We start from the raw sequence: 22236 nt of genomic DNA on the forward strand, positions 1-22236 counted from the left end.
CCGCTTGAAACGCTCGCGCCGCACGAAGATCGTCGCCACCCTGGGCCCGGCCTCCGACTCGCCGGAGATGATCGAGCGGCTGTTCCGGGCGGGCGTGGACGTGTTCCGGCTCAACATGAGCCATCTCCCGCGCGAGAAGCTGCCGGAGAAGGTCGAGGCGATCCGGACGATCGAGCGCGAGGCCAAGCGGCCGATCGGCATCCTCGTCGACCTCCAGGGGCCGAAGCTCCGGCTCGGGACCTTTGCCGAGGGTGCCGTGATGATCGCGACCGGCGCGACCTTCGTGCTCGACGGCGATCCGACGCCCGGCGATGCCAGCCGCTGCCACCTGCCGCATCCGGAGATCCTGGAAGCCCTTGAGGCCGGCCACGCGATCCTGCTGGACGACGGCAAGCTGCGGCTCTCCGTGCTCGAAACCTCGGCGGACCGGGCTGTGACTCGGGTCGAGGTCGGCGGAAAGATCTCGAATCGCAAGGGCGTGTCGCTGCCCCATACGGTGATCCCGGTGCCGGCGATGACCGAGAAGGACCGCGCCGACCTCGATGCGGGCCTCAACGCCGGCGCCGACTGGATCGCCGTGTCGTTCGTCCAGCGGCCGGAGGACGTGGCCGAGGTCAAGAAGGTCTGCGCCGGCCGTGCCCTGGTGATGGCCAAGATCGAGAAGCCGCAGGCCCTGACCCGCCTCGACGAGATCATCGAGATCTCGGACGGCCTGATGGTCGCCCGCGGCGATCTCGGTGTGGAGATGCCGCTGGAGCAGGTTCCCGGCGTGCAGAAGCGGATCACCCGCAGCGCGCGCCGGTTCGGCAAGCCCGTGGTGGTGGCGACCCAGATGCTCGAATCGATGATCACCGCGCCGGTCCCGACCCGCGCCGAGGTCTCCGACGTCGCCACCGCGGTCTACGAGGGCGCGGATGCCGTGATGCTCTCGGCCGAGAGCGCGTCGGGCGCCTTTCCGGTCGGCGCCGTGGAGACCATGAACCGTATCGCCGAGCAGGTGGAGCGCGATGCGCTCTACTGGTCGATCATCCGGGCGCAGCACGCGACCCCGGACGAGACCGCCGCCGATGCCATCGCGGCGGCGGCCCACCAGATGGTCGATGCCCTGAACCTCGATGCGATCATGGCCTGGACCAATTCCGGCTCGACCGCCCTGCGCCTCTCGCGCGAGCGCCCGAACGCCACGGTGATCGCTCTGACACCTCGGCGCGAGACCGCGCGGCGCCTCGCCATGGCCTGGGGCACGCACCCGATCGTCACCAAGGACGCCAGCGACGTGGACGACATGTCGTTCCGCGCCGCCAAGTTCGCGGTGCGCGAGAAGTTCGCCGCCGTGGGCGACCGGGTGATCGTCGTGGCCGGCCTGCCCTTCGGGACGCCCGGCGCCACCAACCTCGTCCGCCTGGCCTTCATCACCCGCGAGCACGCCGAGAAGGCGTGACGGACCGCGGCAAGGAACCCCGATAGGCGCCGGTCGGATCGGCGCCGTCGTCCCGGTGTTCAGCGCGTGACGGCCGGCAACGGCATCGCCCGCGCCCGCGCTTCAGTCGAGAGCCGGGCGATCTCCGCCGTCACCCGTTCAACGGCCACGTACTGGAGCATGTGCCCCATGCCGGGCAGGAGCACGAGGCGGGCTCCGGGGATCGCACGCGCGAGCGGCACGGCCTGCAGATCGCTGCGCACGATCGGATCCGCCTCGCCCGAGATCACGAGAGTCGGGACGCGGATATCACCGTAGCGCGGCCCCTGCTCGGCGAGGGCGCGCGAGAGACCGAGGAGGTCCTGCACGTTGGCGAGCAGGGTCCCGGGCCGCAGGACCAGATCGGACCGCGCCAGGGCCGGGTAGTCTGGTCGCGCTGGCTGCGGCTGGAACACCCGGCGCGCCGCCTCGGGCAGGAAATGCTGCGCCAACGGCGGTCCGATGGTCCAGCTGAGCAGCCATGTGACGGGCGGGGTCGCCGCGATGCGCCAATACCACGGCAGGTCCGGGATCCGGTCCGGCATCGGCATCGCCACGGGCGCGGCCAGGGCGAGGGCGGAAACTCGGTCCGGATGATCCAGGGCCAGGGCGAGGGCGAGGGCGCCAGCCCAGGAATGGCCGAACACGAGTGCCGGACCGACGCCCATGCGTTGAAGCGCCTGGGCGATCAGCCGGGCCTGGACCGCGGGCGCCGCGGCCTCGGCGCCGGCAATCCGGTCGCTCCAGCCGAAGCCGGGCCGGTCGAAGGCGATGACCCGGAAGCCCTGCGCAGCCAGCCGTCGACCGATGCCCTCCATCGGGTCCGACGCGTTGGCCGAGGCCCCGTGCAGGAGCACGATGGGGGGGCCGTCGGCCGGTCCGTCCTGCAGGGTCGCAAGGCGTCCGCCGGGAATATCGACGAAGGGGCCGGCGGGCGGGTCGGCGGCGGCGACACGGAGGGAGATCACGAGGCTCGACGCCGCGCCGACTGCCAGGACGAGCCCGGCGATGGCGAGGGGCAGCGCCAGGATCGTCAGCAGAACGGCGATCACCCGGATCACAGGTCGCGGCCGTCGACCTCCGGAGCCAGGCGGTCGATCGCCTCTCCGATCTTCTCCATCTGCGGATAGAGCGTCCGCGCCCGCCGGAAGGCCGCCAGGGCATGTGGCTTGTCGTCGAGCGATTCGTAGATCCGGCCCATGGCGGCCCAGGCCTCGAAGTGGCGCGGCTCCAGGACCAGCGCCCGCTGCAGGTCCGCCAGCGCGTCGTCCTTGTCGGAAAGGAGCCAGAACACGGTCGCCCGCCGGTTCCAGCCCTCAGGCCAGTTCGGTTCCAGCACGGTGACGCGGTCCATCAATTCGGCCGCGAGGGGAAAGTCGTGGCTGGTAACGGCCTGCCGGGCGCGGTCGGTGAGCAGATCGGCGGTCGGGCTGCCCGACCCGGCGAAGCGTCGCTCGATCAGACGGGCAATGCCCTTGGCCTCGGCCGGGTCTTCGCTGGCACGCAGGCGCGCGAACAGGTCGTCGAGGCTCGGCGGCTTCGGCGCCGCCTTCGCGTCAGGCGCAGCACGGCCGGCACGGTTGGCATCCGGACGCGCCAGCGCCGCCGGCGATCCGACGGCGACGGCCGACAGGCAGACCAGGGCGGCGAGGAGACGGGTCGGCATCATGCCGGCAGACTGTGCGTCACCCCCGCATCCGTCAACGTGCCGCGGTGCCGCGCATGCGGAAACGGCCGCATCCGGGTGGATACGGCCGTTTCCCGATCAACTAAGCGCGTTCGTGACCGGTTTGGACCGGGCAGAACAGCCTCAGCCCTGACGGGCTTTGAAGCGCTTCTGGGTCTTGTTGATGACGTAGACCCGGCCCTTGCGGCGAACCAGCTGGTTGTCGCGGTGGCGGCCGCGCAGGGACTTGAGCGAATTGCGGATTTTCATCGGTCTCTCGAGCCCGGAGGGCCGTCCATCGGTAAGGTATCGGGAATGTGACCACGATGCAGGACGCGCCGTCGCGTCCGGCGATCACGGTTCACGCATCGCAAGATGGCGCGGCCATATCAGGATTCGCCCTCACTAGGCAAGGCGCTCCCGAGAGGGTGCCGATCAGTGGACGCTGTCGAGATCCGGCACCGGCGGTGCAACCGCGAGCTGCCGCCCGATCTCCCGCAACAGCAGGTCGAGCTGGGGCTTCAAGCGCTCGAAACCCGGCCGCGGGAGGCCTGCTTCGGCCGCCGCGTACAGGGCCAGGGCCATCTCAGCGACCCTGTCGATACTGGCGGCAGCCACATCCGTGGCGCAGAAGGTGGATTCGTCCAGGGATCCGTCCCGGCTGCTCTCGGTCACGTCGACGACGATCCCGTGGGCCTCGCTCACGAGACCCGACGTGTCCCGGTTGAACCGCCCACGCGCCAGAACCCAGCGGATTTCGCCGGTTTCCAAAACCGTCCGATACTGCGCGACGTAGAGCCCGCCCCGCCGGCGGAGGTCGTCGATGATCGCGCCGATCCGGCGTCGATCCTCAGGATGGATGCATTCCAGGAACACCGCGAAGGTCGTCGCACGATCCCGTGGCGCCCACGGGAGCCCCAGCATGGACGCCGCGACGCCGTCGCATCGGAGAACATCGTCCGCGACCTGCCAAGCCCAGGTCCCGACCTCCGAGGCTGCAAGCGCCCGTGCCGCATCCGCGTCCCCCCGCCGCTTCGTCCGCGCATCGACGCCCACAGGCCCGGTCTCCAGTCCGATCCGGCCGTTCCAGCGCACAGCCCCTCTGGTCGACACAATACGGAGCCGAGGGAGGGGGCACAACGCGCGGTGTCGACGTTTCGGGGCCGATGTCCGGCTCCGCGGCCTCGCATCAGGACCGATGATAGGTTCCGGTCAGCACGCCCTTCGCGAGAACTTGCCCGCGCATGGCGTCGAGAAGAGCGCCGCGGCCCGGCGACTCCGACAAGGCCAGGGCCTTCCGGAGCGCATAGATCTGGAAGACGTATTCGTGCGAACCGTGTCCGGTCGGCGGGTCCGGCGGCAGCCACGCCGCGCGGAGGAAGCTGTTCCGGCCGAGTGCCGTGTCGTTCCCGGGATGTCCGGGGCTCGGCAGCGCGCCTTCCCCGATCTCCGAAATATCCGCCGGCACGGACCAGAGGATCAGGTGGACGAGGGGTTGCGGGGTCGGGCTTCCGGCATCCTCCACGAGGACGACGAGGGCAGTGGTGCCGGCGGGGAGGTTGCTCCACGCCAGGGGCGGGGAGAGCCCTTCGCCATCGGCCGTGAAGCGCGCAGGCAGCTCCGCCCCTTCGGCGAAAGCTGGACTGGTCAGGACCAGGCTCGCCGGAACGTCGGCAAATGTCGCGTGGCAGGCCGTCTTCTCGCGTCCGGCCTTCAACCCGGAGAGGGCCTCGCCGACCGCACCGGGGATCTTCTCGAGCATCGCCGCACCCTCCGCCGCGACCTCAACGACCCCGGTCGCATCCGGTTCAGGCCGGGCGCTCGGCCGCGACCATATAGTTCACCGCCGTGTCGCGGCCGGTGCGCCAGCCGTCGGTCAACGGATTGTAGACGACGCCCACGGTGTCGGTGACATCGAGCCCCCCGGCGCGGATCGCGCGGGCCAGCTCGTCGGGCGTGACGAACTTCTCCCAGTCATGCGTGCCCCTCGGCAGCCAGCCCAGCACGTATTCGGCTCCGACGATGGCCAGCGCGAAGGAGCGCAGCGTCCGGTTGAGGGTGGCGGCGAACAGCGAACCGCCCGGCTTCACGGCCGCGCCGGCGGTGCGCACGAAGGCCGGCATGTCCGACACGTGCTCCACCACCTCCATGATCAGCACGGCATCGAAGCGCTCGCCGGCAGCGACCACCGCCTCGATGGTCGCACCGCGATAATCGACCGGTACGCCGGCCGACTCGGCATGGGCGCGCGCCACGGCGATGTTCTGGGCGGCCGGATCGAGCCCCGTCACCCGGGCGCCGAGCCGGGCGATCGGCTCGGAGAGCACGCCGCCGCCGCAGCCGACGTCGCAGATCGTCAGCCCGTCGAGCGGGAAGGGCGCGCGCGGGTCGCGCCCGAACCGCCGGCAGAGCGCGTCACGGATATAGGCGACCCGCACGGGGTTGAATCGGTGCAGGACCCGCATCGGGCCGCTCTCGTCCCACCAAGTGGCGGCGAGCGCGTCGAAGCGCGCAACCTCGCCCTGGTCGACAAAACCCTCCGTGACCCGGTCCGTGGCTGCCCTGTCCATGCGCGTTCCGTCCTCGCGGTTTCAGCGCGCGCCTTAGCATGGCGATCCCGCGTAAGTCGCCGCGGCGCGCGGGCGCCATGCTTGGCCGGTTGTTGACACTCTACCGAGCCGCTTGTACCCGCCGGGCACCGTCCGGACCGGGCTGCAGCGGTCCGTCCAATCGCCACCGGGAACCCGCGACCGAGAGACCATGCCCCGTCTGGTGATGAAATTCGGCGGCACCTCCGTCGCCAACGTCGACCGCATCCGCAACGTCGCGCGCCACGTCGCCCGCGAGGCCGCAGCCGGTTACGACGTGGCGGTCGTCGTCTCGGCCATGTCGGGGAAGACCAACGAGCTGGTCGACTGGGTCAAGGACGCCAATCCGCTCTACGATCCGCGGGAATACGATGCCGTGGTCGCCTCGGGCGAGTTGATCACCGCCGGCCTTCTGGCGATCGCTCTGCAGAAGGACGGGGTCAAGGCCAGGTCCTGGCAGGGCTGGCAGATTCCGGTCGTGACCTCGGACGCGCACGGCTCGGCCCGCATCGCCGAGATCGATCCGAAGAATCTCGAGGCGAGCTTCGCCAAGGGCGAGGTCGCGGTCATCGCCGGCTTCCAAGGCATCCACGCCGAGACCGGCCGGGTGACCACGCTGGGTCGCGGAGGGTCCGACACCTCGGCGGTGGCCGTGGCTGCGGCCATCGGCGCCGAGCGGTGCGACATCTACACGGACGTGGACGGCGTCTACACCACCGACCCGCGCATCGTCCCGAAGGCCCGCCGCATGGAGCGGGTGACCTTCGAGGAGATGCTGGAGATGGCCTCGCTGGGCGCCAAGGTGCTGCAGGTCCGGTCGGTGGAACTCGCCATGGTCCACCGGGTCCCGACCACGGTCCGGTCCTCCTTCGATCCGCCGGACGCCGCGCGTCCGGGCACCCTCATCTGCGACGAGGACGACATCGTGGAACAGCAGATCATTACCGGGATCGCCTTCTCGCGGGACGAGGCGCAGATCACCCTGCGCAAGGTCAAGGACAGCCCCGGCGTGGCCGCCGCCATCTTCGGGCCGCTGGCCGATGCCAACATCAACGTCGACATGATCATCCAGACCGTGTCGGGCGACCAGTCGACCACCGACATGACCTTCACGGTTCCGGCCGCGGAGTATCAGCGCTCCCGCGCGATCCTCGACGAGGCCCGCACCCAGATCGGCTATGCCCAGATCGAGGGCGCCACCGACGTCGTGAAGGTGTCGGCGATCGGCGTCGGGATGCGCAGCCATGCCGGCGTGGCGGCCAAGGCGTTTCGGGCGCTGGCCGAGAAGGGAATCAACATCCGGGCGATCACCACCTCGGAGATCAAGTTCTCCGTCCTGATCGACGCTGCCTATACGGAGCTTGCCGTGCGCACGCTTCACTCGCTATACGGCCTGGATCAGGCCTGAGCCTGGGACGACGCGGGTTCGAGCGGGTCGCGTGGTGTGAACTGAACGGTCACGGGCCGATCCGCCGATCCCAGAGCGATTCTGGGACGAGTGGCGCGGCCCATCCGACGCCTGCCACCCCCGGTTTGGCGTCAAGGTTGCAGGGTGGTCGACGCCACGGCCACTCACCGACGCTGGAACGACGAACCGATGCCCGCTGCGCCCGGAGGCCCGCGCCTGCTGCTGCGCCGCCTCCGCGAAGCGATGGCGGAGCCGGTCAGCCCTCAGGCGCGACTCGACCGCATCGTCGTTCTGATCGCCGCCAACGTGGTGGCCGAGGTCTGCTCGGTCTACGTGCTTCGGGATGACAACACCCTCGAACTGTTTGCGACCGAAGGCCTGAACCGCGAGGCGGTGCACCAGACCCGCATGCGGACCGATGAGGGCCTCGTCGGCCTCATCGCCCGTACCGCCGAGCCGCTCTCCCTTTCGGACGCCCAGAACCACCCGGCCTTCTCGTACCGGCCGGAGACCGGCGAAGAGGCCTACCACGCCTTCCTGGGCGTGCCGTTGCTCCGGGCCGGCAACACCCTCGGCGTCCTGACCGTCCAGAACAAGACCTACCGCGTCTACTCCGAAGAGGAGATCGAGGCGCTCCAGACCACCGCCATGGTGCTCTCGGAGATGATCGCGTCGGGCGAGCTGGAAGGCTTGGCGCCGGATGCCGGCACAGCGGCCCGCCGCCCCGTCCTGGTCCGGGGCATCGCCCTCGCGGACGGGATCGGCCTCGGCTACGTCGTGCTTCACGAGCCCCGCGTCGTGGTGAAGACGCTGATCGCCGAGAACGTCGAGCGCGAGGTCGCGCGCCTCGACGCGGCGATCGAGGAGGTCCGCTCGGCGATCGACGCCCTCGTGGAGCGCGGCGACCGGATCGGTACCGCGGAATCGCGCGAGGTCCTCGAGACCGTCCGGATGTTCGCCCACGACAAGGGCTGGCTCCGGCGGATGCGCGAGGCCGTGGGCTCGGGCCTCACTGCCGAGGCGGCCGTGGAGAGGGTCCAGTCGGACAATCGCGCCCGGATGATGCGGCAGGCCGATCCCTACCTCCGCGAGCGGCTGCACGATCTCGACGACCTCACCAACCGCGTTCTGCGCACGTTGATCGGCCCCGAGGCGGCAGGCGCCCTGGTGCTGCCCGAGAACGCGATCCTCGTGGCGCGCACGATGGGGCCGGCGGCGCTCCTCGATTACGAGGCCTCGACCCTGCGCGGCATCGTCTTGGAGGAGGGGGGGCCGACGAGCCACGTGGCGATCGTGGCCCGAGCCCTCGGCATCCCGGCCGTGGGCGAGGTCGAGAATGCCACTGCCCTGTGCGATGCGGGCGATGCCATCATCGTCGATGGCGTGGCCGGCGAGATCCACGTCCGGCCCGGCCCCGAGGTCGAGGCCGCCTATGCCGAGATGGTGCGGCTGCGCGCCCGGCGGCAGGAGCAGTACCGGGCGCTGCGCGACGTCCCGGCCCAGACCAGCGACGGCGTGCGCGTCGGCCTGCACCTCAATGCCGGCCTGCTGGTGGATTTCAGCCATCTGCAGGAAACCGGAGCCGAGGGTGTCGGGCTGTTCCGCACCGAGCTGCAGTTCATGGTGGCGCAGCGCATGCCTTCCGCGGCGGAGCAGGAGGAGCTGTACCGGAAGGTGTTCGCCGCCTCTGCGGGGAAGTCCGTCACGGTCCGCACCCTCGACATCGGCGGCGACAAGATCCTGCCCTACATGGCCAAGCTCGAGGAGGAGAACCCGGCCCTCGGCTGGCGGGCGATCCGCATCGGCCTCGACCGGCCGGCGCTGCTGCGCATGCAGCTGCGCGCGCTGCTCAAGGCCGCCGACGGCGATCCGCTGAAGATCATGTTCCCGATGGTCGCCACAGTGGACGAGTTCGTCCGCGCCCGGGGCATCGTCGAGCGGGAGAAGGCCTATCTGAAGCGGCACGGCTACCGGCTGCCCGGCGAATGCCGCCTCGGCGCGATGATCGAGGTGCCGTCGCTGCTGTTCCAGATCGACGAGATCGCCCAGGAAGCCGACTTCCTGTCCGTGGGCTCGAACGACCTGATGCAGTTCCTGTTCGCGGTGGATCGCGAGAACCGCCGCGTCGCCGACCGGTTCGATCCGCTCAGCGTCGCGGCGCTCAGAGCCTTCCGCCTGATCGCCGAGCGGGCCAACGCGGCCTCCTGCCCGGTGACGGTCTGCGGCGAGATCGGCGGCCGCCCCCTCGACGCCATGGCGCTGATCGGGCTCGGCTACCGCGACCTGTCGATGTCGCCGGCCGCCATCGGCCCGGTGAAGGCCATGGTGCTGAGCCTTGATGCCCGCGCGGTGACCGAACTGATGCACGCCGAGATGGCGCGGATGCACGACGGCGATTCCCTGCGCCCGGCGCTCACGGCCTTCGCGCACGCCAACGGCGTCCCTATCTAAGCGCTTGCGCAGCCCTTGCCGAACATTCGGCCGGGGTTGTACGGCAACGCCGCGACGATTTCGGTCGACGCGCCGCGGCTTCCGTTCTCGAACGGGACGGGTCTGGATCTGGGGGGAGCCTGACGGGTCCGACACCCTCCGAGCCACGCGTCTCCCCCGAGACGAAACCCCAGCCCGGCCTGGAACGGCACGCGCAGACCTGCAGAAACACGGGCGATGATCCCCTTTCCCACCGAGCGCCTCGACGCCATTCTGGCGCGGCACGATTTCGTCACCGCCCAGCTCGCCACCGGGGAGGGCGAGCCGGACACCGTGGTGCAGCTGTCGCGCGAGCTGTCCGATCTGGATCCCGTCGTGTCGGCCATCCGGACCTATCGGGCGGCCCTGGACAACCTCGCGGGCGTCGAGGCCCTGATCGACGAGCCCGGCACGGACCCCGAGATGCGGGCGCTCGCCGCCGAGGAGAAGCCGGCGGCCCTGGAGACGCTGGAATCCACCCACCGTGCGCTCCAGCTCCTGCTCCTGCCGAAGGACGCCGCGGACGAGAAGAGCGCGATCCTGGAAGTCCGCGCCGGGACCGGCGGCGACGAGGCGGCCCTCTTCGCCGGCGACCTGTTCCGCATGTACGCGAAATACGCGGAGTCGAAGGGCTGGCGGGTCGAGGTGATCTCCGAGAGCGAGGGCACGGTCGGCGGGTTCCGCGAGGTCGTGGCCGAGGTGAAGGGGCGCGGCGTGTTCGCGCGCCTCAAGTACGAGAGCGGCGCCCACCGGGTGCAGCGCGTGCCCGACACCGAGACCCAGGGCCGGATCCACACCTCGGCGGCCACCGTGGCGGTGCTGCCCGAGGCCGAGGAAGTCGACATCCACGTCAACGACGCGGACCTGAAGATCGACACGATGCGCGCCCAGGGCGCGGGCGGCCAGCATGTGAACAAGACGGAATCGGCGATCCGCATCACCCACCTGCCCACCGGGATCGTGGTGTTCGTGCAGGAGGAGCGGTCCCAGCACAAGAATCGCGCCCGCGCCATGACCCTCCTGCGCTCGCGCCTCTACGAGGCCGAGCGCAGCGCCAAGGATTCCGCCCGGGCCGCCGACCGCAAGGCCCAGGTGGGCTCCGGCGACCGCAGCGAGCGGATCCGGACCTACAATTTCCCGCAGGGACGGGTGACCGATCACCGGATCAACCTCACCCTCTACAAGCTGGAAGAGGTGATGGCCGGCACCGCCCTCGACGAGGTGGTCGATGCCCTGATCACCGAGCACCAGGCGGAACTCCTGGCCGCCGAGGGGATGGCCTGAGCGGCGCCGTGGCAGAGGGTTCGAGCCAGGGCCGTACCCTTCGGGAGGCCCTACGGCACGGCACGGCGCGCCTGCAGGCGGCGGGTCTCGGCGCGGCGGCGGTCGATGCGCGCTTCCTCCTCCTCGGGATCCTCGGGCTGGCGACCCGCGACCTCGTCCTCCGGGGCGACCGGCCCCTCGCAACGGACGAGGCTGCGGCCCTCGATGCAGCGCTGGCGCGGCGACTGGCCGGCGAGCCGGTCGCCCGCATCCTCGGCGCCTGGGAGTTCTGGGGTCTGCCGTTCCGGCTCGGACCCGACACCCTGGTGCCACGTCCGGATACGGAGATCCTGGTTGAGGTCGCCCTGGCGGCGATACCCGACCGGACGACGCCGATCCGGTGCCTGGACCTCGGCACCGGATCGGGCTGCATCCTGACGGCGCTCCTCTCCGAGCTGTCCAACGCCACCGGTGTGGGGCTGGACCGTTCGGAGGCCGCCCTGCGCGTGGCCCGTGACAACGCCCTGGCGAACGGGATCGGCGACCGGGCAGCCTTCGTCGCCGGAAACTGGTGTGCGGCCCTGCGGGGCGCGTTCGATCTCGTGGTCTCGAACCCCCCCTACATCGCCCGTGCCGTGATCGAGACCCTGGACCTCGAGGTTCGCGCATACGATCCGCCGGCCGCCCTCGACGGCGGTCCGGACGGACTCGACGCCTACCGGCGGATCCTCGACGCCGTGCGTGACCATGCGCTGCTGTCCGCGGGCGGGACGTTGGTCCTGGAGATCGGCTACGATCAGGCGATCCCGGTCCGGGAGCTCGCGCAGGCGGCGGGCTACCGTGATCGAGGACTGACCCGGGATCTGGCGGGTCACGACAGGGTCTTGCAGTTCGGTCGGCCGGAGGGGCTTTTCTCCGGCCACAGGGATGCCTAAGTCAGGGTCGACGATCCCGGCACCGAAAAATTGCTTGTTGCATCAGCCGGGGAACGCTAAAGTCGCCTTGAAGATCGCGAACCGTCCGTTAAGACGGACGGCTGTAAGGTCGGTGGTGACCCTAGGTCGCCGATCGGTTCGCAGATCCCCCTAGAACGTCGAACCAGAGCGCGCAGGTGTTGGCGCGGAGGGTCGACACACTTGAACCTGACAATCGACTGAGGACCGGCGGCTGGATCCGGACGCATGGTTCGAGGGATGGTCAGAGAGACGCGCGGGCCGGCTAGCGGTCACGCACGCGGCGCCGCCGGATGCGCTTGGCCGGACTGCGCCACGAGATCCTGCTGGGCGCCCCCGTAGACAGTCGTTTGCGTGAACGAGGGTCATTACAGACCGATGAGACCAAACCAGAATCGACGGATGCGCGGCCGGAACCGGCCGAAGGGTCCGAATCCGCTGACGCGCTCGTACGAATCCAACGGTCCCGACGTCAAAATCCGCGGCACCCCGCAGCACATCGCCGACAAGTACGCGCAGCTTGCGCGCGATGCTCTGGCGGCCGGTGATCCGGTTGCTGCTGAGAATTACTTTCAGCACGGCGAGCACTACTTCCGGATCGTGTCCGGCGCCCAGGATCAGACCCGGCCGGCCAACACCGGTGGCTATGCCAGTCGTCCCTACGATGACGACATGGAAGAGGGCGACGACGACGGCCAGGGCAACGGCGGGGGCCAGAACGGCCACGCCTATAACGGCTACGACGACGGCGATCCCGGCCAGCAGCCGCAGCCCTACGAGAACCGTCAGGACGTGAACCAGGACGGCCGCCAGGGTCGGGACCGGTTCCAGAACCGCGATCAACGCCGGTTCGACAACAATGGCCGCCCGGATTACCGGCGGCAGGACCAGCCACGTCAGGACTATCAGCGCCAGGATTACCAGCGGCCGGATTATCGCCAAGAAAACCGGCAGGACAATCGGCAAGAGAACCGGCAGGAGAACCGGCAGGATCGTCAGGACTACGGTCGGCCGGACTACCGGCAGGACCGTCAGGACGGCCGCCAGGATCGTCCGGACAATCGCCAGGATGCACGTCCGGAATCTCGCCAGGATCCCCGCCAAGACAACCGTCAAGATAGCCGCAGCGATCAGGGCCGTTACGAGAGCGGACGTGGTGAGAACCCGCGCTCCGAGACACGGCAGGAGGCCCGTCCCGAGGGCCGGCCGGAGCGGGCGCCCCGCAGCGAGGCCGCGCCCCGTCGCGAGCGACGTCGCGAGGCCGCGCCCGCAGTGGAGGCCGAGGATCCGACCGGCCTGCCGGCGTTCCTGATGGCGCCCGTCCGTCCGGCGCAGACAGCCGAACCGGCGGCAGCGCCCGAGCCCGAGGCCACGAGCGAGGACGCGCCGGCGGCCAAGCCGCGTCGCCGTCGGCGCCCGCGTTTCGAGGGCACCACGGACGAGGGTGGCGCGCCGACGCCAGCGGCCGACGTGCCGACCGAATAAGCAACCGCCGCTTGAATGCCGCACCAAGGTCAGGCCGTCCCGGGAAACCGGGGCGGCCTTTGTCATGGACCCCTCAGCCCCGAGCGGCTTGCCAGTCCGGGTAGGCGTGGACCCGGTGGATCAGCCGGCGCCCCCGACCGATCTCGCCGAACGGAGCGATCTCCCAATCCCAGCGGCCCTCGGCCGGCGGCAGCACGACGCCGAAGAGCAGATCGAGGCTGTCGGTGATCCGCCCGTCCCGGTCCTCCTCACGCTGCACGGTGTCGGTGATCAGGCAGACGCGCTCCACGTGGCGTGCGAGCGTGTCGAGGGCGGCGAGATGGGTTTCCACGAGCTGCGCACCCAGCCGGGGCGGCGCCTCCCGGCCCCGGGCCTCGTGGGCATCCATCGGGACGATGGGGAGCTGCGAAAGCAGGTTCGCCGAGACGATCAGGTCGGCGTCTCCGCACAGGTCCGCCCACGCACCATCGAGGCCGGCGCTGATCTCCGCGGTCTCCAACGTGACGTTCGGGTAGCGTCGGGCCGCGAGCCGCGCCGGCCACGGGTGCACCGCGTCCACGAGGGTCACCCGGTCGAACAGGCCGGCGAGGTGGTGGAGCGGCACGTCGTCGAGGAGGCCGGAGCCGAGGACGATGGCGTGGCGCCGCTGCCGCGTCGCCTCGGCGGCCGCGCCAATGACGCGCCGCGCCTGCGCCAGGTGCGGCGCCCAGGCCGCCCGGCAGCGGCGCGACCGGGCATGGAGCAACCCACTCTGTCGCACATAGCCGAGCCGGCGCAGGCGCAGGGGCGCGGGATTGACGAGCGACAGCGCCCAGGCGAGCAGCATCGCCGACCGTCTCAGTCCTCGCTAGCCGGCACGACTTCGACCGGCGTACCGCGATAGCCGGTCGCCAGAACGTAGAGTTCGCTGGAATCGGCACGGCTCGCCGCCGGCTTCACGTGGCGGACCGTGGCGAAGTCACGCTTCAGGTCGGTCAGCAGCGCGCCCTCGGTGCCGCCCTGAAGGACCTTGGCGAGGTAGGCGCCGCCCGGTCCGAGAATCTCACGGGCGAACTCCGCCGCGGTCTCGGCCAGGCCGATGATGCGCAGATGATCGGTCTTCTTGTGGCCGGTGGCGTTGGCGGCCATGTCCGACATGACGAGGTCGGCCGGGCCGCCGAGCATGCCGGTGAGCCGGGCGGGCGCATCCGGATCGAGGAAGTCCAGGGTGATGAACTCGACCCCCGCCATCGGCTCGATCTCCAGGAGATCGATGCCCACGATCCGGCCCGACGGGCCGACCACGCGGGCGGCGACCTGCGACCAGCCCCCCGGCGCAGCACCCAGGTCGACGATCTTCTGGCCGGGCTTGAGCAGCTTGTAGCGCTCGTCGATCTCCAGGAGCTTGTAGGCCGCCCGCGACCGGTACCCTTCGCGCTTGGCCCGCGCCACGTAGGGATCGTTGAGCTGGCGCTCCAGCCAGCGCTTCTGCGACAGGGTCCGTCCCCGGCCGGTCTTGACCCGCTGCTTCAGCTCCCCGCGGACGCCGCCGCCGGAACTCGCGCCGCCCCGCCGGTCGCTCATCGTGCCGCCCTCATCGGACCGCCTTCCGATTCCAGACCCCGTCCTCGCGCATCATGTTCATCAGCAATCCTTCGCGCAGGCCGCGATCGGCGATGCGCAGGCGCTCGGACGGGAAGGCGCGGCGGATCGCTTCCAGGATCGCGCAGCCCGCCAGAACGAGATCGGCGCGGTCGCGACCGATACAGGGATTCTCCGCGCGCTGCTCGAGCCGCGTGTCGAGCAGATCGTCGATGGCCGTCGAGACGGACTCGTCGCTCATCCAGAGACCGTCGACGCGGCGACGCTCGTAGCGGGCGAGCCGCAGATGCATCGCGGCGATGGTCGTAACGGTGCCGGACGTCCCGAGGAGGTGGAAGTGCGGCGCCGTCGCCGCGGCGGCCGCGCGCAGGGCGAAGGCCGAGAGCTTCTCGGCGACTTCCTCGACCATGCCCTCGAACATCCGCCGGGTGACTTCGGCCCCGCCGTGTCGCTCGGCCAGGGTCACCACGCCCACTGGCAGGGAATCCCAGGCGCGGATCCGCAGGGTCGGATCCGTGGACGGGTTGGCGGCCGCACCGTCGAGCCACGCGATCTCGGTCGAGCCACCGCCGATATCGAAGATGATCACCGATTCCGCGAGCGGATCCGCAAGGGCCGCGCAGCCCGTGACCGCGAGATAGGCCTCGGTCTGCCGGTCGACGATCTCGAGGTCGAGGCCGACGCCGCGGCGGACGCGCTCCACGAAGGCGGCCCCGTTCACTGCGAGCCGGCACGCCTCCGTGGCGATTACCTTGGCGCGCTGCACGCCGCGGGCCTGCATCTTGGACCGGCAGATGCGCAAGGCCTCGACGGTCCGCTCGATCGCGGGCTCGCTCAGGCGGTCTGATGTCCCGAGTCCTTCGCCGAGCCGGACGATGCGCGAGAACGCATCGATCACGCGGAAGCCGCTGAAGGTCGGCTCCGCGACGAGCAGTCGGCAATTGTTGGTGCCGAGATCGAGCGCCGCGTAGGCGGCACGCCGACGCTCACGGCCCGGCAGCGGGGCTGACGTCTGAAGCGGCACCGCGCCGGTCTGAATTCGGGACGGCGCGGCCGCGGCGGTCTCGTCCCTCATCGGCGCGGCCGTCGATCCTTCGGGTCGGCCTTGAGCATCGCGCCCGGCCATTGTTGCTCCGCGACCCTACAGGCTCGGCGGGGAACTGCAACGTCCCATCGTGCTCGCGCTCAGGCGACCGCCTTCATGGCGCTGGCCCGACGCGGGATCGGGCGCAGGAGACTCTTCACCTGCGAGTACGGCCGCGGCCGGTTGATTACCTCGTCGAGGCGCGACCATAGGGTCTTTGGCGAGAACGGCTTGGCGATGATCTCGTTGACGCCGAGCGCCACGGCACGGTCGACGACGTTCCGCCGCGGCTGGGCCAGCATCAGGATGATCGGGATGGTCGGGCAGGGTGAAGTGGTGGGGGTCCGTGCCAGCCTGATGAACTCCTCGCCTGAGAGGATCGACAGATCCCAGTCGATGATGCTGATGTCCGGCTTGCTCTCCGCCAGCACTCCAAGCGCCTCGGCCCCGTCCGGCGCCTCCAGCACCCGCTTGATGCCAACCCGCATGAGCATGTCGCGCACGATTCGGCGAATGTAGAGGCTCTCGTCGACGACGAGGGCCGAAAGGTCGGGAAAAGTCGGAGTCGCGATCATGGCCGGGTGGCTCAGCGGGGCACGACGCCGAGTCTAGGCAGACAGCCTTTGCGTTTCGCTAACGCTTTCCCTCGAAAGAGAAAGGACCGACCGGGGGTTCGCGACCACCTCCGCTGTTTGCCGCAAGAAAGTAACGAAACGGGCGCGTCTGGGCCAAGAAGGTCCTTGCGGTCAAGGCCCGATTGCGTCAGGACTGGGGCGTTATTCTTGGTTACCGCGACCTGGGGTAATGATAGTGCGGGGCGTGGGCTGTCTGGGATGGCGCGCACGCGGTATTCGAGACAAGGGCGGCGGACGGTTTTTGCGAGCTTTCTATGGGACGTGGTCGTGATTTCAGGGGGCCGCAGAAGCGCGGCTTCGACGAGAGTGGCGAGCCGAGATGGCCTGATCAGGCTCCCCCCAGCGGCGGATACGGCGGCGGCGGTGGTGGTGGTTTCGGTGGTGGCGGCGGCGGCTTCGGCGGCGGCGGTTTCGACCGTGGTCCGTCGCGCGGCGCGGCGCCGGTCGCGTCCGGTCCGGAGCGCGATGCGACGGTCAAATGGTTCAACAAGGAGAAGGGCTTCGGCTTCGTCGAACTCGGCGACGGTTCGGGCGATGCCTTCCTCCACATCCGCGCCGTCGAGGCGGCTGGCCACGATGACCTGATGCCGGGCACCCGGCTGACGGTGACGACCGCGCAGGGCCAGAAAGGTCCGCAGGTCACCAGCGTCACCAGCGTTGACACCTCCACGGCCGAGGCGCCCGCGCCCCGGCGCGAGTTCCGTCCGCGCACCGGCGGCTTCGGCGGCGGCGCTCCCGCCGGCGGTGGCGGCTACGGCGGCGGCGGTGGTGGCGGCTACGGCGGTGGCGGTGGCGGCTACAGCGGCGGCGGTGGTGGATACGGCGGCGGCGGCGGTGGTGGCCGCTCCGCCGGTGGTCCGTCCGTCGAGATGAGCGGGACCGTGAAGTGGTACGATCCCGCGAAGGGCTTCGGCTTCGTCTCGGTCAACGACGGCGGCAAGGACGTGTTCGTTCACCGCTCCGCCCTGTCCCGCGCAGGCCTCGACTCGCTCGCCGAAGGCCAGCAGGTCACCCTGGGCGTGGTCGAGGGCCAGAAGGGCCGCGAGGCGCAGAGCATCAACGTCGAGGATTGAGTGTCTCGCGTCGGCCGCAAGGTCGCCGCGATCTCCTGCCAAACGCAAAGGCGGCGGTTCTCGGAAGAGCCGCCGCCTTCGTTGTTTCGGAGTGTGCCGATGGGCCGCCTGTTGTCGATGGTCCTGCTCGTACTCGCGGGCAGCGCGCGGGCGGCGGACTTCACCGGCTTCTACGCGGGCATCAACGCCGGCTACGGCCGGGGCTCCGCGCACGACCGCCGTGTCAGCGCACCGGCCACGGGAGGTGCGTCGACCTTTGCCGGGGCGCAGTCCGGTCCCGATCTTCCACCGAGCGCCAGGGACGCGGCCGCAACGCTCCGGACCGTCAAGACGGCCAGAGCGCCCGGGACGCTCGGTCGCTGAGGCCGATTCGCGACCGCCGCATCGCGATCGCGATCTCCCGCGCCGCCCGGCCTAACCCTCTCTTTTCATACTGGAATCATTCCGGAACATAGCCGTTGCGTCCCGGCCTGGGCCGCTGCTACGTCGCGGCATGGGCTCACGGGAACGAGAGGCGGCGCGATGAACCCGCGTGCAACGCCGCTGGCGGTGTATCGACTCGCCGTCGCCGGTCGGGTGCTCCTGGCGGCGCTGGGCGGCTACGGGGTCGCCGCGCTCGCGAGCGGTTTGCTGGCGCTGATCCTGCCGGGCTCCCGCGCCGAGGCGGTGTCCACGGCGACGCTGGCGAGCTTCGCCATCATGGCGGCCGCGGTGATCTGGGTGTTCGCCGCCCCGACGCTGGCACGGGCGGCCCTGGTCCTGGGCCTCACGTCGGCCGTGATGGCCGGGGGCCTCTGGTTCGCGCTCGCCATCGCCCGTGGGGGCGCGGCTTGAGCCCGTCGCGGGGCCTGCGCCAGTCGATGGCTTGGCTGCACACGTGGTCCGGCCTCGTCATCGGATGGGTGCTGTTCGCGATCTTCGTCACCGGAACGGCCAGCTATTACCGCACCGACATCTCACACTGGATGCGGCCCGAGCTGTCCGATTCGGCAGTCGATCCGGTCGCGGCGGCGACACGCGCCGGCACGTTCCTGCGCCGGACGATGCCGGAGGCCGCCGGATGGTCCGTAAGACTGCCGGATTCCGAGAACCCGGCGGTCGAAGTCTACTGGTGGCCGCATCTGGACGGACCCTACCACCACGCGCTTCTCGACCCTGCCACGGGAGAGGCCGCACATGTCCGCGACACGCGCGGCGGCGACTTCCTGTACCGGTTCCACTTCGAATTGAGCTTGCCGCCGGTCTGGGGGCGCTGGATCGTCTCGGCCTGCGCGATGGTCCTACTGATCGCGCTGATGTCCGGGATCGTCACCCATCAACGCATCTTCGCCGACTTCTTCACCTTCCGGCGCGACCGTTCGGCCCAGCGCGGCTGGCTCGACGCCCACAACGTGATGGGCGTCCTTGCGCTGCCCTTCCACCTGATGATCGTCTACACGGGCCTCGTCACCTTGGCGCCGATGCTGATGCCGTGGGGGATCAAGGCCGTCTACGGCGAGGACGTGCTCCGCTACTACGCCGAGGCTGGCCTGATGACGCCGGGGCGCATGCCCACCGGGCAGCCCGGCACGCCGCTGCCGCTCGGCGAGATCGTGTCGCGGGCCATGACGGCCGGGGGCGAGGCGCCCGAGATGCTGGTGATCACCGCGCCGGGGGATGCCGGCGCCACCGCGACGGCGTATTTCGCCGAGCCGCACGGGCTTGCGCATCTCCACCCGCAGATCGCCTACGCGGCCGATTCCGGCGTGGAGATCGGCCGTGTCGGCGAAGCCGGCGCGGCGACGCGGACGGGGGCGGTCATGACCGGGCTCCACGAGGCGCATTTCGCCGCCGCGCCGCTGCGCCTCCTGTTCTTCCTCTGCGGTGTCATGGGCGCGGCCACGGTCGCCAGCGGCCTCGTCCTCTGGACGGTGAAGCGTGCGCCCAAGGGCGCCGATCCCGAAGGTTTCGGCCTGCGGATCGTCCGGTTGCTCAATCTCGGGACCATCACAGGGTTGCCGGTGGGGTTGGCCGCCTACTTCCTTGCCAACCGGCTTCTTCCGATCGGACTGGAAGCGCGGGCCGACTGGGAGGTGCGCGGTTTCTTCGCAGCCTGGATCGCCGCCGCGATCGCCGCATCCCTCTACCCGCGGCGACGGGCCTGGTCGGCCGCCCTCGCAGTGGCGGCCTGCGCCTTCCTGGCGATTCCGCTCGTCGATGCCGTGCTGGTGGGCCAGCCGGGCTACATGATTTTCGACACCGCCATGGCAGCCCTCGGTCTGGTCCTCCTTGCCGGATCGCGGCTCGCGGCGCGAGGTCGGGCGGCAGCGCCGCGCACGCCCGAGGGCGGATTGTCCCGGACGGTCGAAGCGTGACGCCCGCCGCGCTCATCCTCAGCCTGCTCCTGAGCTTCGCGGGCTTCGCAGCCCTGGCCCTGAGCCTCGACCGGCATCACCGAGCCGCTTTCCATGTGTCTCGGCCGCGGCAGCGCGTCGGGAGCCTGCGCGCTGCCGGATGGTGCGGCCTTAGCCTGTCATTCGCGGCAGCGGTGGCGGCGGCCGGCTGGAGCTTCGGACCGGTTCAGTGGATCGGCTCGCTGACCGGTTCCGCCCTCGCCGTGGTGGTGCTGATCGCCTATCGGCCGGCGTGGCTGCGGAATGCCGCGCTGTCGGCGCTGCCGCTCGCGGTCCTCGCCCTGCCTCTGGCACTGGCGTGATCCGCGACGTCGGTCGCGCTGATCGTGCGGGGGGCATCGGACAGCCCGTCGGTCTCTCCCCTCGTTCGTCTCGGGCAGCCGCGGGCGCGAGAACCACGTCGGAAAGCGGCCGAGCCGGAGGCGCGGCGCTGAGGAGATTTGTCCGCTCGCGGTAACGTCCGGAAGCGCGTAGGATCGGTGCACTCGCGCACTGGCCAAAAGTCCATCTTGATTCGACAGGCCAAAAGCCATTGGCTGCGAACAGAGCGGAAGCGGATGCGGCCCCGACGATAGGTCGCCCGAACGCCAGCTTAAGCCCAAGAGCCGCGGTTCGCGAGGCCGGGGCCTATGGAGGGAACACTGCGATGAACAAGCCGGAATTCCTCGGCGACGCCAAGGTCAAGTCGCCCTTCTCGGCTCGCTACGAGAACTTCATCGGCGGCCAGTGGGTCGCCCCCGCGGCCGGCCGTTACTTCGAGAACACGTCGCCGATCACCGGCAAGGTGATCTGCGAGGTCGCACGCTCCGACGCCCAGGATGTCGAGAAGGCGCTGGACGCCGCCCACGCGGCCAAAGAGGCTTGGGGCCAGACGGCGCCGGCCGAGCGCGCCCGAATCCTACTCAAGATGGCCGACCGGATGGAGGAGAACCTCGATCTGATCGCGCTGGCCGAGACCTGGGACAACGGCAAGCCGATCCGCGAGACGACCCACGCCGACATCCCCCTCGCCATCGACCATTTCCGCTACTTCGCCGGCTGCGTGCGGGCGCAGGAAGGCTCGATCTCCGAGATCGACCACGACACGGTCGCCTACCACTTCCACGAGCCGCTGGGCGTGGTCGGTCAGATCATCCCGTGGAACTTCCCGATCCTGATGGCGGTGTGGAAGCTCGCCCCGGCGCTCGCCGCCGGCAACTGCGTGGTCCTCAAGCCCGCCGAGCAGACCCCGGCCTCCGTGCTGGTGCTGATGGAGATCATCGGCGACCTGCTGCCGCCGGGCGTGCTCAACGTGATCAACGGCTTCGGGCTCGAGGCCGGCAAGCCGCTTGCCTCGTCGCCGCGGATCGCCAAGATCGCCTTCACGGGTGAGACGACCACCGGCCGCCTCATCATGCAGTACGCCTCGCAGAACCTGATCCCGGTGACGTTGGAGCTCGGCGGCAAGTCGCCGAACATCTTCTTTGCCGACGTGGCCAACGAGGACGACGACTTCTTCGACAAGGCCCTCGAAGGCTTCACGATGTTCGCCCTCAACCAGGGCGAGGTCTGCACCTGTCCGAGCCGCGCCCTCGTGCACGAGTCGATCTACGACCGATTCATGGAACGCGCCGTGAAGCGCGTCGAGGCGATCACGCAGGGCTCGCCGCTGGATCCGGCCACGATGATCGGCGCCCAGGCCTCGGGCGAGCAGATGGAGAAGATCCTCAGCTACATCGACATCGGCAAGCAGGAGGGCGCGCAGCTGCTCACCGGCGGCGAGCGCAACGTCAAGGACGGCGAGTTCGCGGAGGGCTTCTACGTGAAGCCGACCGTGTTCCGCGGCCACAACAAGATGCGCATCTTCCAGGAGGAGATCTTCGGCCCCGTCCTGTCGGTCACGACCTTCAAGGACGATGCCGAAGCGCTCTCCATCGCCAACGACACGCTCTACGGCCTCGGTGCCGGAATCTGGACTCGCGACGGGACCCGTGCCTACCGCTTCGGCCGGGCGATCCAGGCCGGCCGCGTCTGGACGAACTGCTACCACGCCTACCCGGCCCACGCGGCCTTCGGCGGGTACAAGCAGTCCGGCATCGGCCGAGAGACCCACAAGATGATGCTCGACCACTACCAGCAGACCAAGAACATGCTGGTCAGCTACTCGGCCAAGAAGCTCGGGTTCTTCTGAGTTTCTTCC

22 protein-coding genes are annotated in these 22236 nt (G+C 70.0%); 12 read left to right on the forward strand and 10 right to left on the reverse strand.

All coding sequences use genetic code 11. The annotated features are described in order from the left end of the window. The first annotated feature begins 4 nt into the window (after nt 1-4). Nucleotides 5-1441, forward strand: a complete 1437-nt coding sequence (gene pyk, locus AC1DXK_RS06490) for a pyruvate kinase (protein WP_457105040.1) — start codon at nt 5-7, stop codon at nt 1439-1441. Nucleotides 1442-1500: 59 nt separating this feature from the next. Here pyk and AC1DXK_RS06495 read toward each other — a convergent pair whose 3' ends face one another. The 6 genes from AC1DXK_RS06495 to ubiG form a co-directional block, all read right to left on the reverse strand. Then, complete coding sequence (locus tag AC1DXK_RS06495; RefSeq protein WP_477297213.1) at nt 1501-2520, reverse strand: alpha/beta fold hydrolase; 1020 nt, start codon at nt 2518-2520, stop codon at nt 1501-1503. Continuing rightward, nucleotides 2517-3128 (reverse strand): tetratricopeptide repeat protein, encoded by a 612-nt coding sequence (locus tag AC1DXK_RS06500; protein WP_457105038.1) that lies wholly within the window; start codon nt 3126-3128, stop codon nt 2517-2519. The genes AC1DXK_RS06495 and AC1DXK_RS06500 overlap by 4 nt, the downstream gene beginning before the upstream one ends. A 141-nt stretch (nt 3129-3269) precedes the next feature. Then, complete coding sequence (ykgO, locus tag AC1DXK_RS06505; protein WP_003601867.1) at nt 3270-3395, reverse strand: type B 50S ribosomal protein L36; 126 nt, start codon at nt 3393-3395, stop codon at nt 3270-3272. 165 nt (nt 3396-3560) lie between these two features. Then, entirely contained in the window at nt 3561-4220 is a 660-nt protein-coding gene (locus tag AC1DXK_RS06510) for a PAS domain-containing protein (RefSeq protein WP_477297219.1), read from the reverse strand. A 94-nt stretch (nt 4221-4314) separates the two neighbouring features. Further along, entirely contained in the window at nt 4315-4887 is a 573-nt protein-coding gene (locus tag AC1DXK_RS06515) for a YbhB/YbcL family Raf kinase inhibitor-like protein (RefSeq protein ID WP_457105036.1), read from the reverse strand. Nucleotides 4888-4933: 46 nt separating this feature from the next. Then, nucleotides 4934-5695 (reverse strand): bifunctional 2-polyprenyl-6-hydroxyphenol methylase/3-demethylubiquinol 3-O-methyltransferase UbiG, encoded by a 762-nt coding sequence (gene ubiG / locus AC1DXK_RS06520; protein ID WP_457105035.1) that lies wholly within the window; start codon nt 5693-5695, stop codon nt 4934-4936. Nucleotides 5696-5885: 190 nt separating this feature from the next. On the opposite strand from ubiG, the gene AC1DXK_RS06525 reads away from it, so the two are divergent. The 5 genes from AC1DXK_RS06525 (at nt 5886) to AC1DXK_RS06545 (ending at nt 13291) form a co-directional block, all read left to right on the forward strand. Continuing rightward, nucleotides 5886-7121, forward strand: coding sequence for an aspartate kinase (locus tag AC1DXK_RS06525; protein WP_457105034.1), 1236 nt, complete (start codon nt 5886-5888; stop codon nt 7119-7121). 189 nt (nt 7122-7310) lie between these two features. Next, the gene (gene ptsP / locus AC1DXK_RS06530; protein WP_457105033.1) at nt 7311-9572 is read left to right on the forward strand and encodes a phosphoenolpyruvate--protein phosphotransferase; all 2262 of its coding nucleotides are present in this window, start codon (nt 7311-7313) and stop codon (nt 9570-9572) included. Nucleotides 9573-9788: 216 nt separating this feature from the next. Then, the gene (prfA, locus tag AC1DXK_RS06535) at nt 9789-10874 is read left to right on the forward strand and encodes a peptide chain release factor 1 (RefSeq protein WP_457105032.1); all 1086 of its coding nucleotides are present in this window, start codon (nt 9789-9791) and stop codon (nt 10872-10874) included. Between the two features lie 8 nt (nt 10875-10882). Beyond that, on the forward strand, nt 10883-11788 hold the full coding sequence (prmC, locus tag AC1DXK_RS06540) for a peptide chain release factor N(5)-glutamine methyltransferase (RefSeq protein WP_457105031.1): 906 nt from the start codon (nt 10883-10885) through the stop codon (nt 11786-11788). Nucleotides 11789-12208: 420 nt separating this feature from the next. Continuing rightward, nucleotides 12209-13291 (forward strand): DUF4167 domain-containing protein, encoded by a 1083-nt coding sequence (locus AC1DXK_RS06545; protein WP_457105030.1) that lies wholly within the window; start codon nt 12209-12211, stop codon nt 13289-13291. Between the two features lie 73 nt (nt 13292-13364). Here AC1DXK_RS06545 and AC1DXK_RS06550 read toward each other — a convergent pair whose 3' ends face one another. The 4 genes from AC1DXK_RS06550 to AC1DXK_RS06565 form a co-directional block, all read right to left on the reverse strand. Further along, entirely contained in the window at nt 13365-14117 is a 753-nt protein-coding gene (locus tag AC1DXK_RS06550; RefSeq protein ID WP_457105029.1) for a hypothetical protein, read from the reverse strand. An 11-nt stretch (nt 14118-14128) separates the two neighbouring features. Further along, nucleotides 14129-14854, reverse strand: coding sequence for an RlmE family RNA methyltransferase (locus AC1DXK_RS06555; RefSeq protein ID WP_477297224.1), 726 nt, complete (start codon nt 14852-14854; stop codon nt 14129-14131). A gap of 10 nt (nt 14855-14864) precedes the next feature. After that, nucleotides 14865-15947, reverse strand: a complete 1083-nt coding sequence (locus tag AC1DXK_RS06560; protein ID WP_457105027.1) for a Ppx/GppA phosphatase family protein — start codon at nt 15945-15947, stop codon at nt 14865-14867. Nucleotides 15948-16057: 110 nt separating this feature from the next. After that, nucleotides 16058-16531, reverse strand: coding sequence for a response regulator (locus AC1DXK_RS06565; RefSeq protein WP_012317168.1), 474 nt, complete (start codon nt 16529-16531; stop codon nt 16058-16060). Between the two features lie 314 nt (nt 16532-16845). Here AC1DXK_RS06565 and AC1DXK_RS06570 point away from each other — a divergent pair, with 314 nt between their 5' ends. The 6 genes from AC1DXK_RS06570 to adh all read left to right on the forward strand — a co-directional run bounded on the left by AC1DXK_RS06570 (nt 16846) and on the right by adh (nt 22227). Beyond that, entirely contained in the window at nt 16846-17664 is an 819-nt protein-coding gene (locus tag AC1DXK_RS06570) for a cold-shock protein (RefSeq protein ID WP_457105026.1), read from the forward strand. 99 nt (nt 17665-17763) lie between these two features. Continuing rightward, nucleotides 17764-18027 (forward strand): hypothetical protein, encoded by a 264-nt coding sequence (locus tag AC1DXK_RS06575; RefSeq protein WP_457105025.1) that lies wholly within the window; start codon nt 17764-17766, stop codon nt 18025-18027. 159 nt (nt 18028-18186) lie between these two features. Then, nucleotides 18187-18498 carry an iron transporter gene (locus AC1DXK_RS06580; RefSeq protein WP_457105024.1) on the forward strand — a complete coding sequence of 104 codons (312 nt, stop codon included), beginning with the start codon at nt 18187-18189 and terminating at the stop codon, nt 18496-18498. A 26-nt stretch (nt 18499-18524) separates the two neighbouring features. Next, nucleotides 18525-20018 (forward strand): PepSY-associated TM helix domain-containing protein, encoded by a 1494-nt coding sequence (locus tag AC1DXK_RS06585; RefSeq protein WP_477297237.1) that lies wholly within the window; start codon nt 18525-18527, stop codon nt 20016-20018. Beyond that, nucleotides 20015-20359, forward strand: coding sequence for a DUF3325 domain-containing protein (locus AC1DXK_RS06590; RefSeq protein ID WP_457105023.1), 345 nt, complete (start codon nt 20015-20017; stop codon nt 20357-20359). Before AC1DXK_RS06585 ends, AC1DXK_RS06590 begins: the two co-directional genes overlap by 4 nt. Before the next feature lie 344 nt (nt 20360-20703). After that, nucleotides 20704-22227 (forward strand): aldehyde dehydrogenase, encoded by a 1524-nt coding sequence (gene adh / locus AC1DXK_RS06595; protein ID WP_457105022.1) that lies wholly within the window; start codon nt 20704-20706, stop codon nt 22225-22227. The last annotated feature ends 9 nt before the right edge of the window (nt 22228-22236 follow it).

It is taken from the genome of Methylobacterium sp. P3_A11, assembly GCF_056403155.1.

Bases quoted from the DNA above. Each gene is read 5' to 3' on its own strand.
- AC1DXK_RS06545 (WP_457105030.1), top strand. From the start codon at position 12,209: ATGCGCGGCCGGAACCGGCCGAAGGGTCCGAATCCGCTGACGCGCTCG.
- AC1DXK_RS06550 (WP_457105029.1), bottom strand. From the start codon at position 14,117: ATGCTGCTCGCCTGGGCGCTGTCGCTCGTCAATCCCGCGCCCCTGCGC.
- ptsP (WP_457105033.1), top strand. From the start codon at position 7,311: ATGCCCGCTGCGCCCGGAGGCCCGCGCCTGCTGCTGCGCCGCCTCCGC.
- AC1DXK_RS06560 (WP_457105027.1), bottom strand. From the start codon at position 15,947: ATGAGGGACGAGACCGCCGCGGCCGCGCCGTCCCGAATTCAGACCGGC.
- AC1DXK_RS06525 (WP_457105034.1), top strand. From the start codon at position 5,886: ATGCCCCGTCTGGTGATGAAATTCGGCGGCACCTCCGTCGCCAACGTC.
- AC1DXK_RS06515 (WP_457105036.1), bottom strand. From the start codon at position 4,887: ATGCTCGAGAAGATCCCCGGTGCGGTCGGCGAGGCCCTCTCCGGGTTG.
- AC1DXK_RS06575 (WP_457105025.1), top strand. From the start codon at position 17,764: ATGGGCCGCCTGTTGTCGATGGTCCTGCTCGTACTCGCGGGCAGCGCG.
- ykgO (WP_003601867.1), bottom strand. From the start codon at position 3,395: ATGAAAATCCGCAATTCGCTCAAGTCCCTGCGCGGCCGCCACCGCGAC.
- prfA (WP_457105032.1), top strand. From the start codon at position 9,789: ATGATCCCCTTTCCCACCGAGCGCCTCGACGCCATTCTGGCGCGGCAC.
- AC1DXK_RS06580 (WP_457105024.1), top strand. From the start codon at position 18,187: ATGAACCCGCGTGCAACGCCGCTGGCGGTGTATCGACTCGCCGTCGCC.
- AC1DXK_RS06570 (WP_457105026.1), top strand. From the start codon at position 16,846: ATGGGACGTGGTCGTGATTTCAGGGGGCCGCAGAAGCGCGGCTTCGAC.
- AC1DXK_RS06555 (WP_477297224.1), bottom strand. From the start codon at position 14,854: ATGAGCGACCGGCGGGGCGGCGCGAGTTCCGGCGGCGGCGTCCGCGGG.
- AC1DXK_RS06585 (WP_477297237.1), top strand. From the start codon at position 18,525: ATGGCTTGGCTGCACACGTGGTCCGGCCTCGTCATCGGATGGGTGCTG.
- adh (WP_457105022.1), top strand. From the start codon at position 20,704: ATGAACAAGCCGGAATTCCTCGGCGACGCCAAGGTCAAGTCGCCCTTC.
- ubiG (WP_457105035.1), bottom strand. From the start codon at position 5,695: ATGGACAGGGCAGCCACGGACCGGGTCACGGAGGGTTTTGTCGACCAG.
- AC1DXK_RS06500 (WP_457105038.1), bottom strand. From the start codon at position 3,128: ATGATGCCGACCCGTCTCCTCGCCGCCCTGGTCTGCCTGTCGGCCGTC.
- AC1DXK_RS06565 (WP_012317168.1), bottom strand. From the start codon at position 16,531: ATGATCGCGACTCCGACTTTTCCCGACCTTTCGGCCCTCGTCGTCGAC.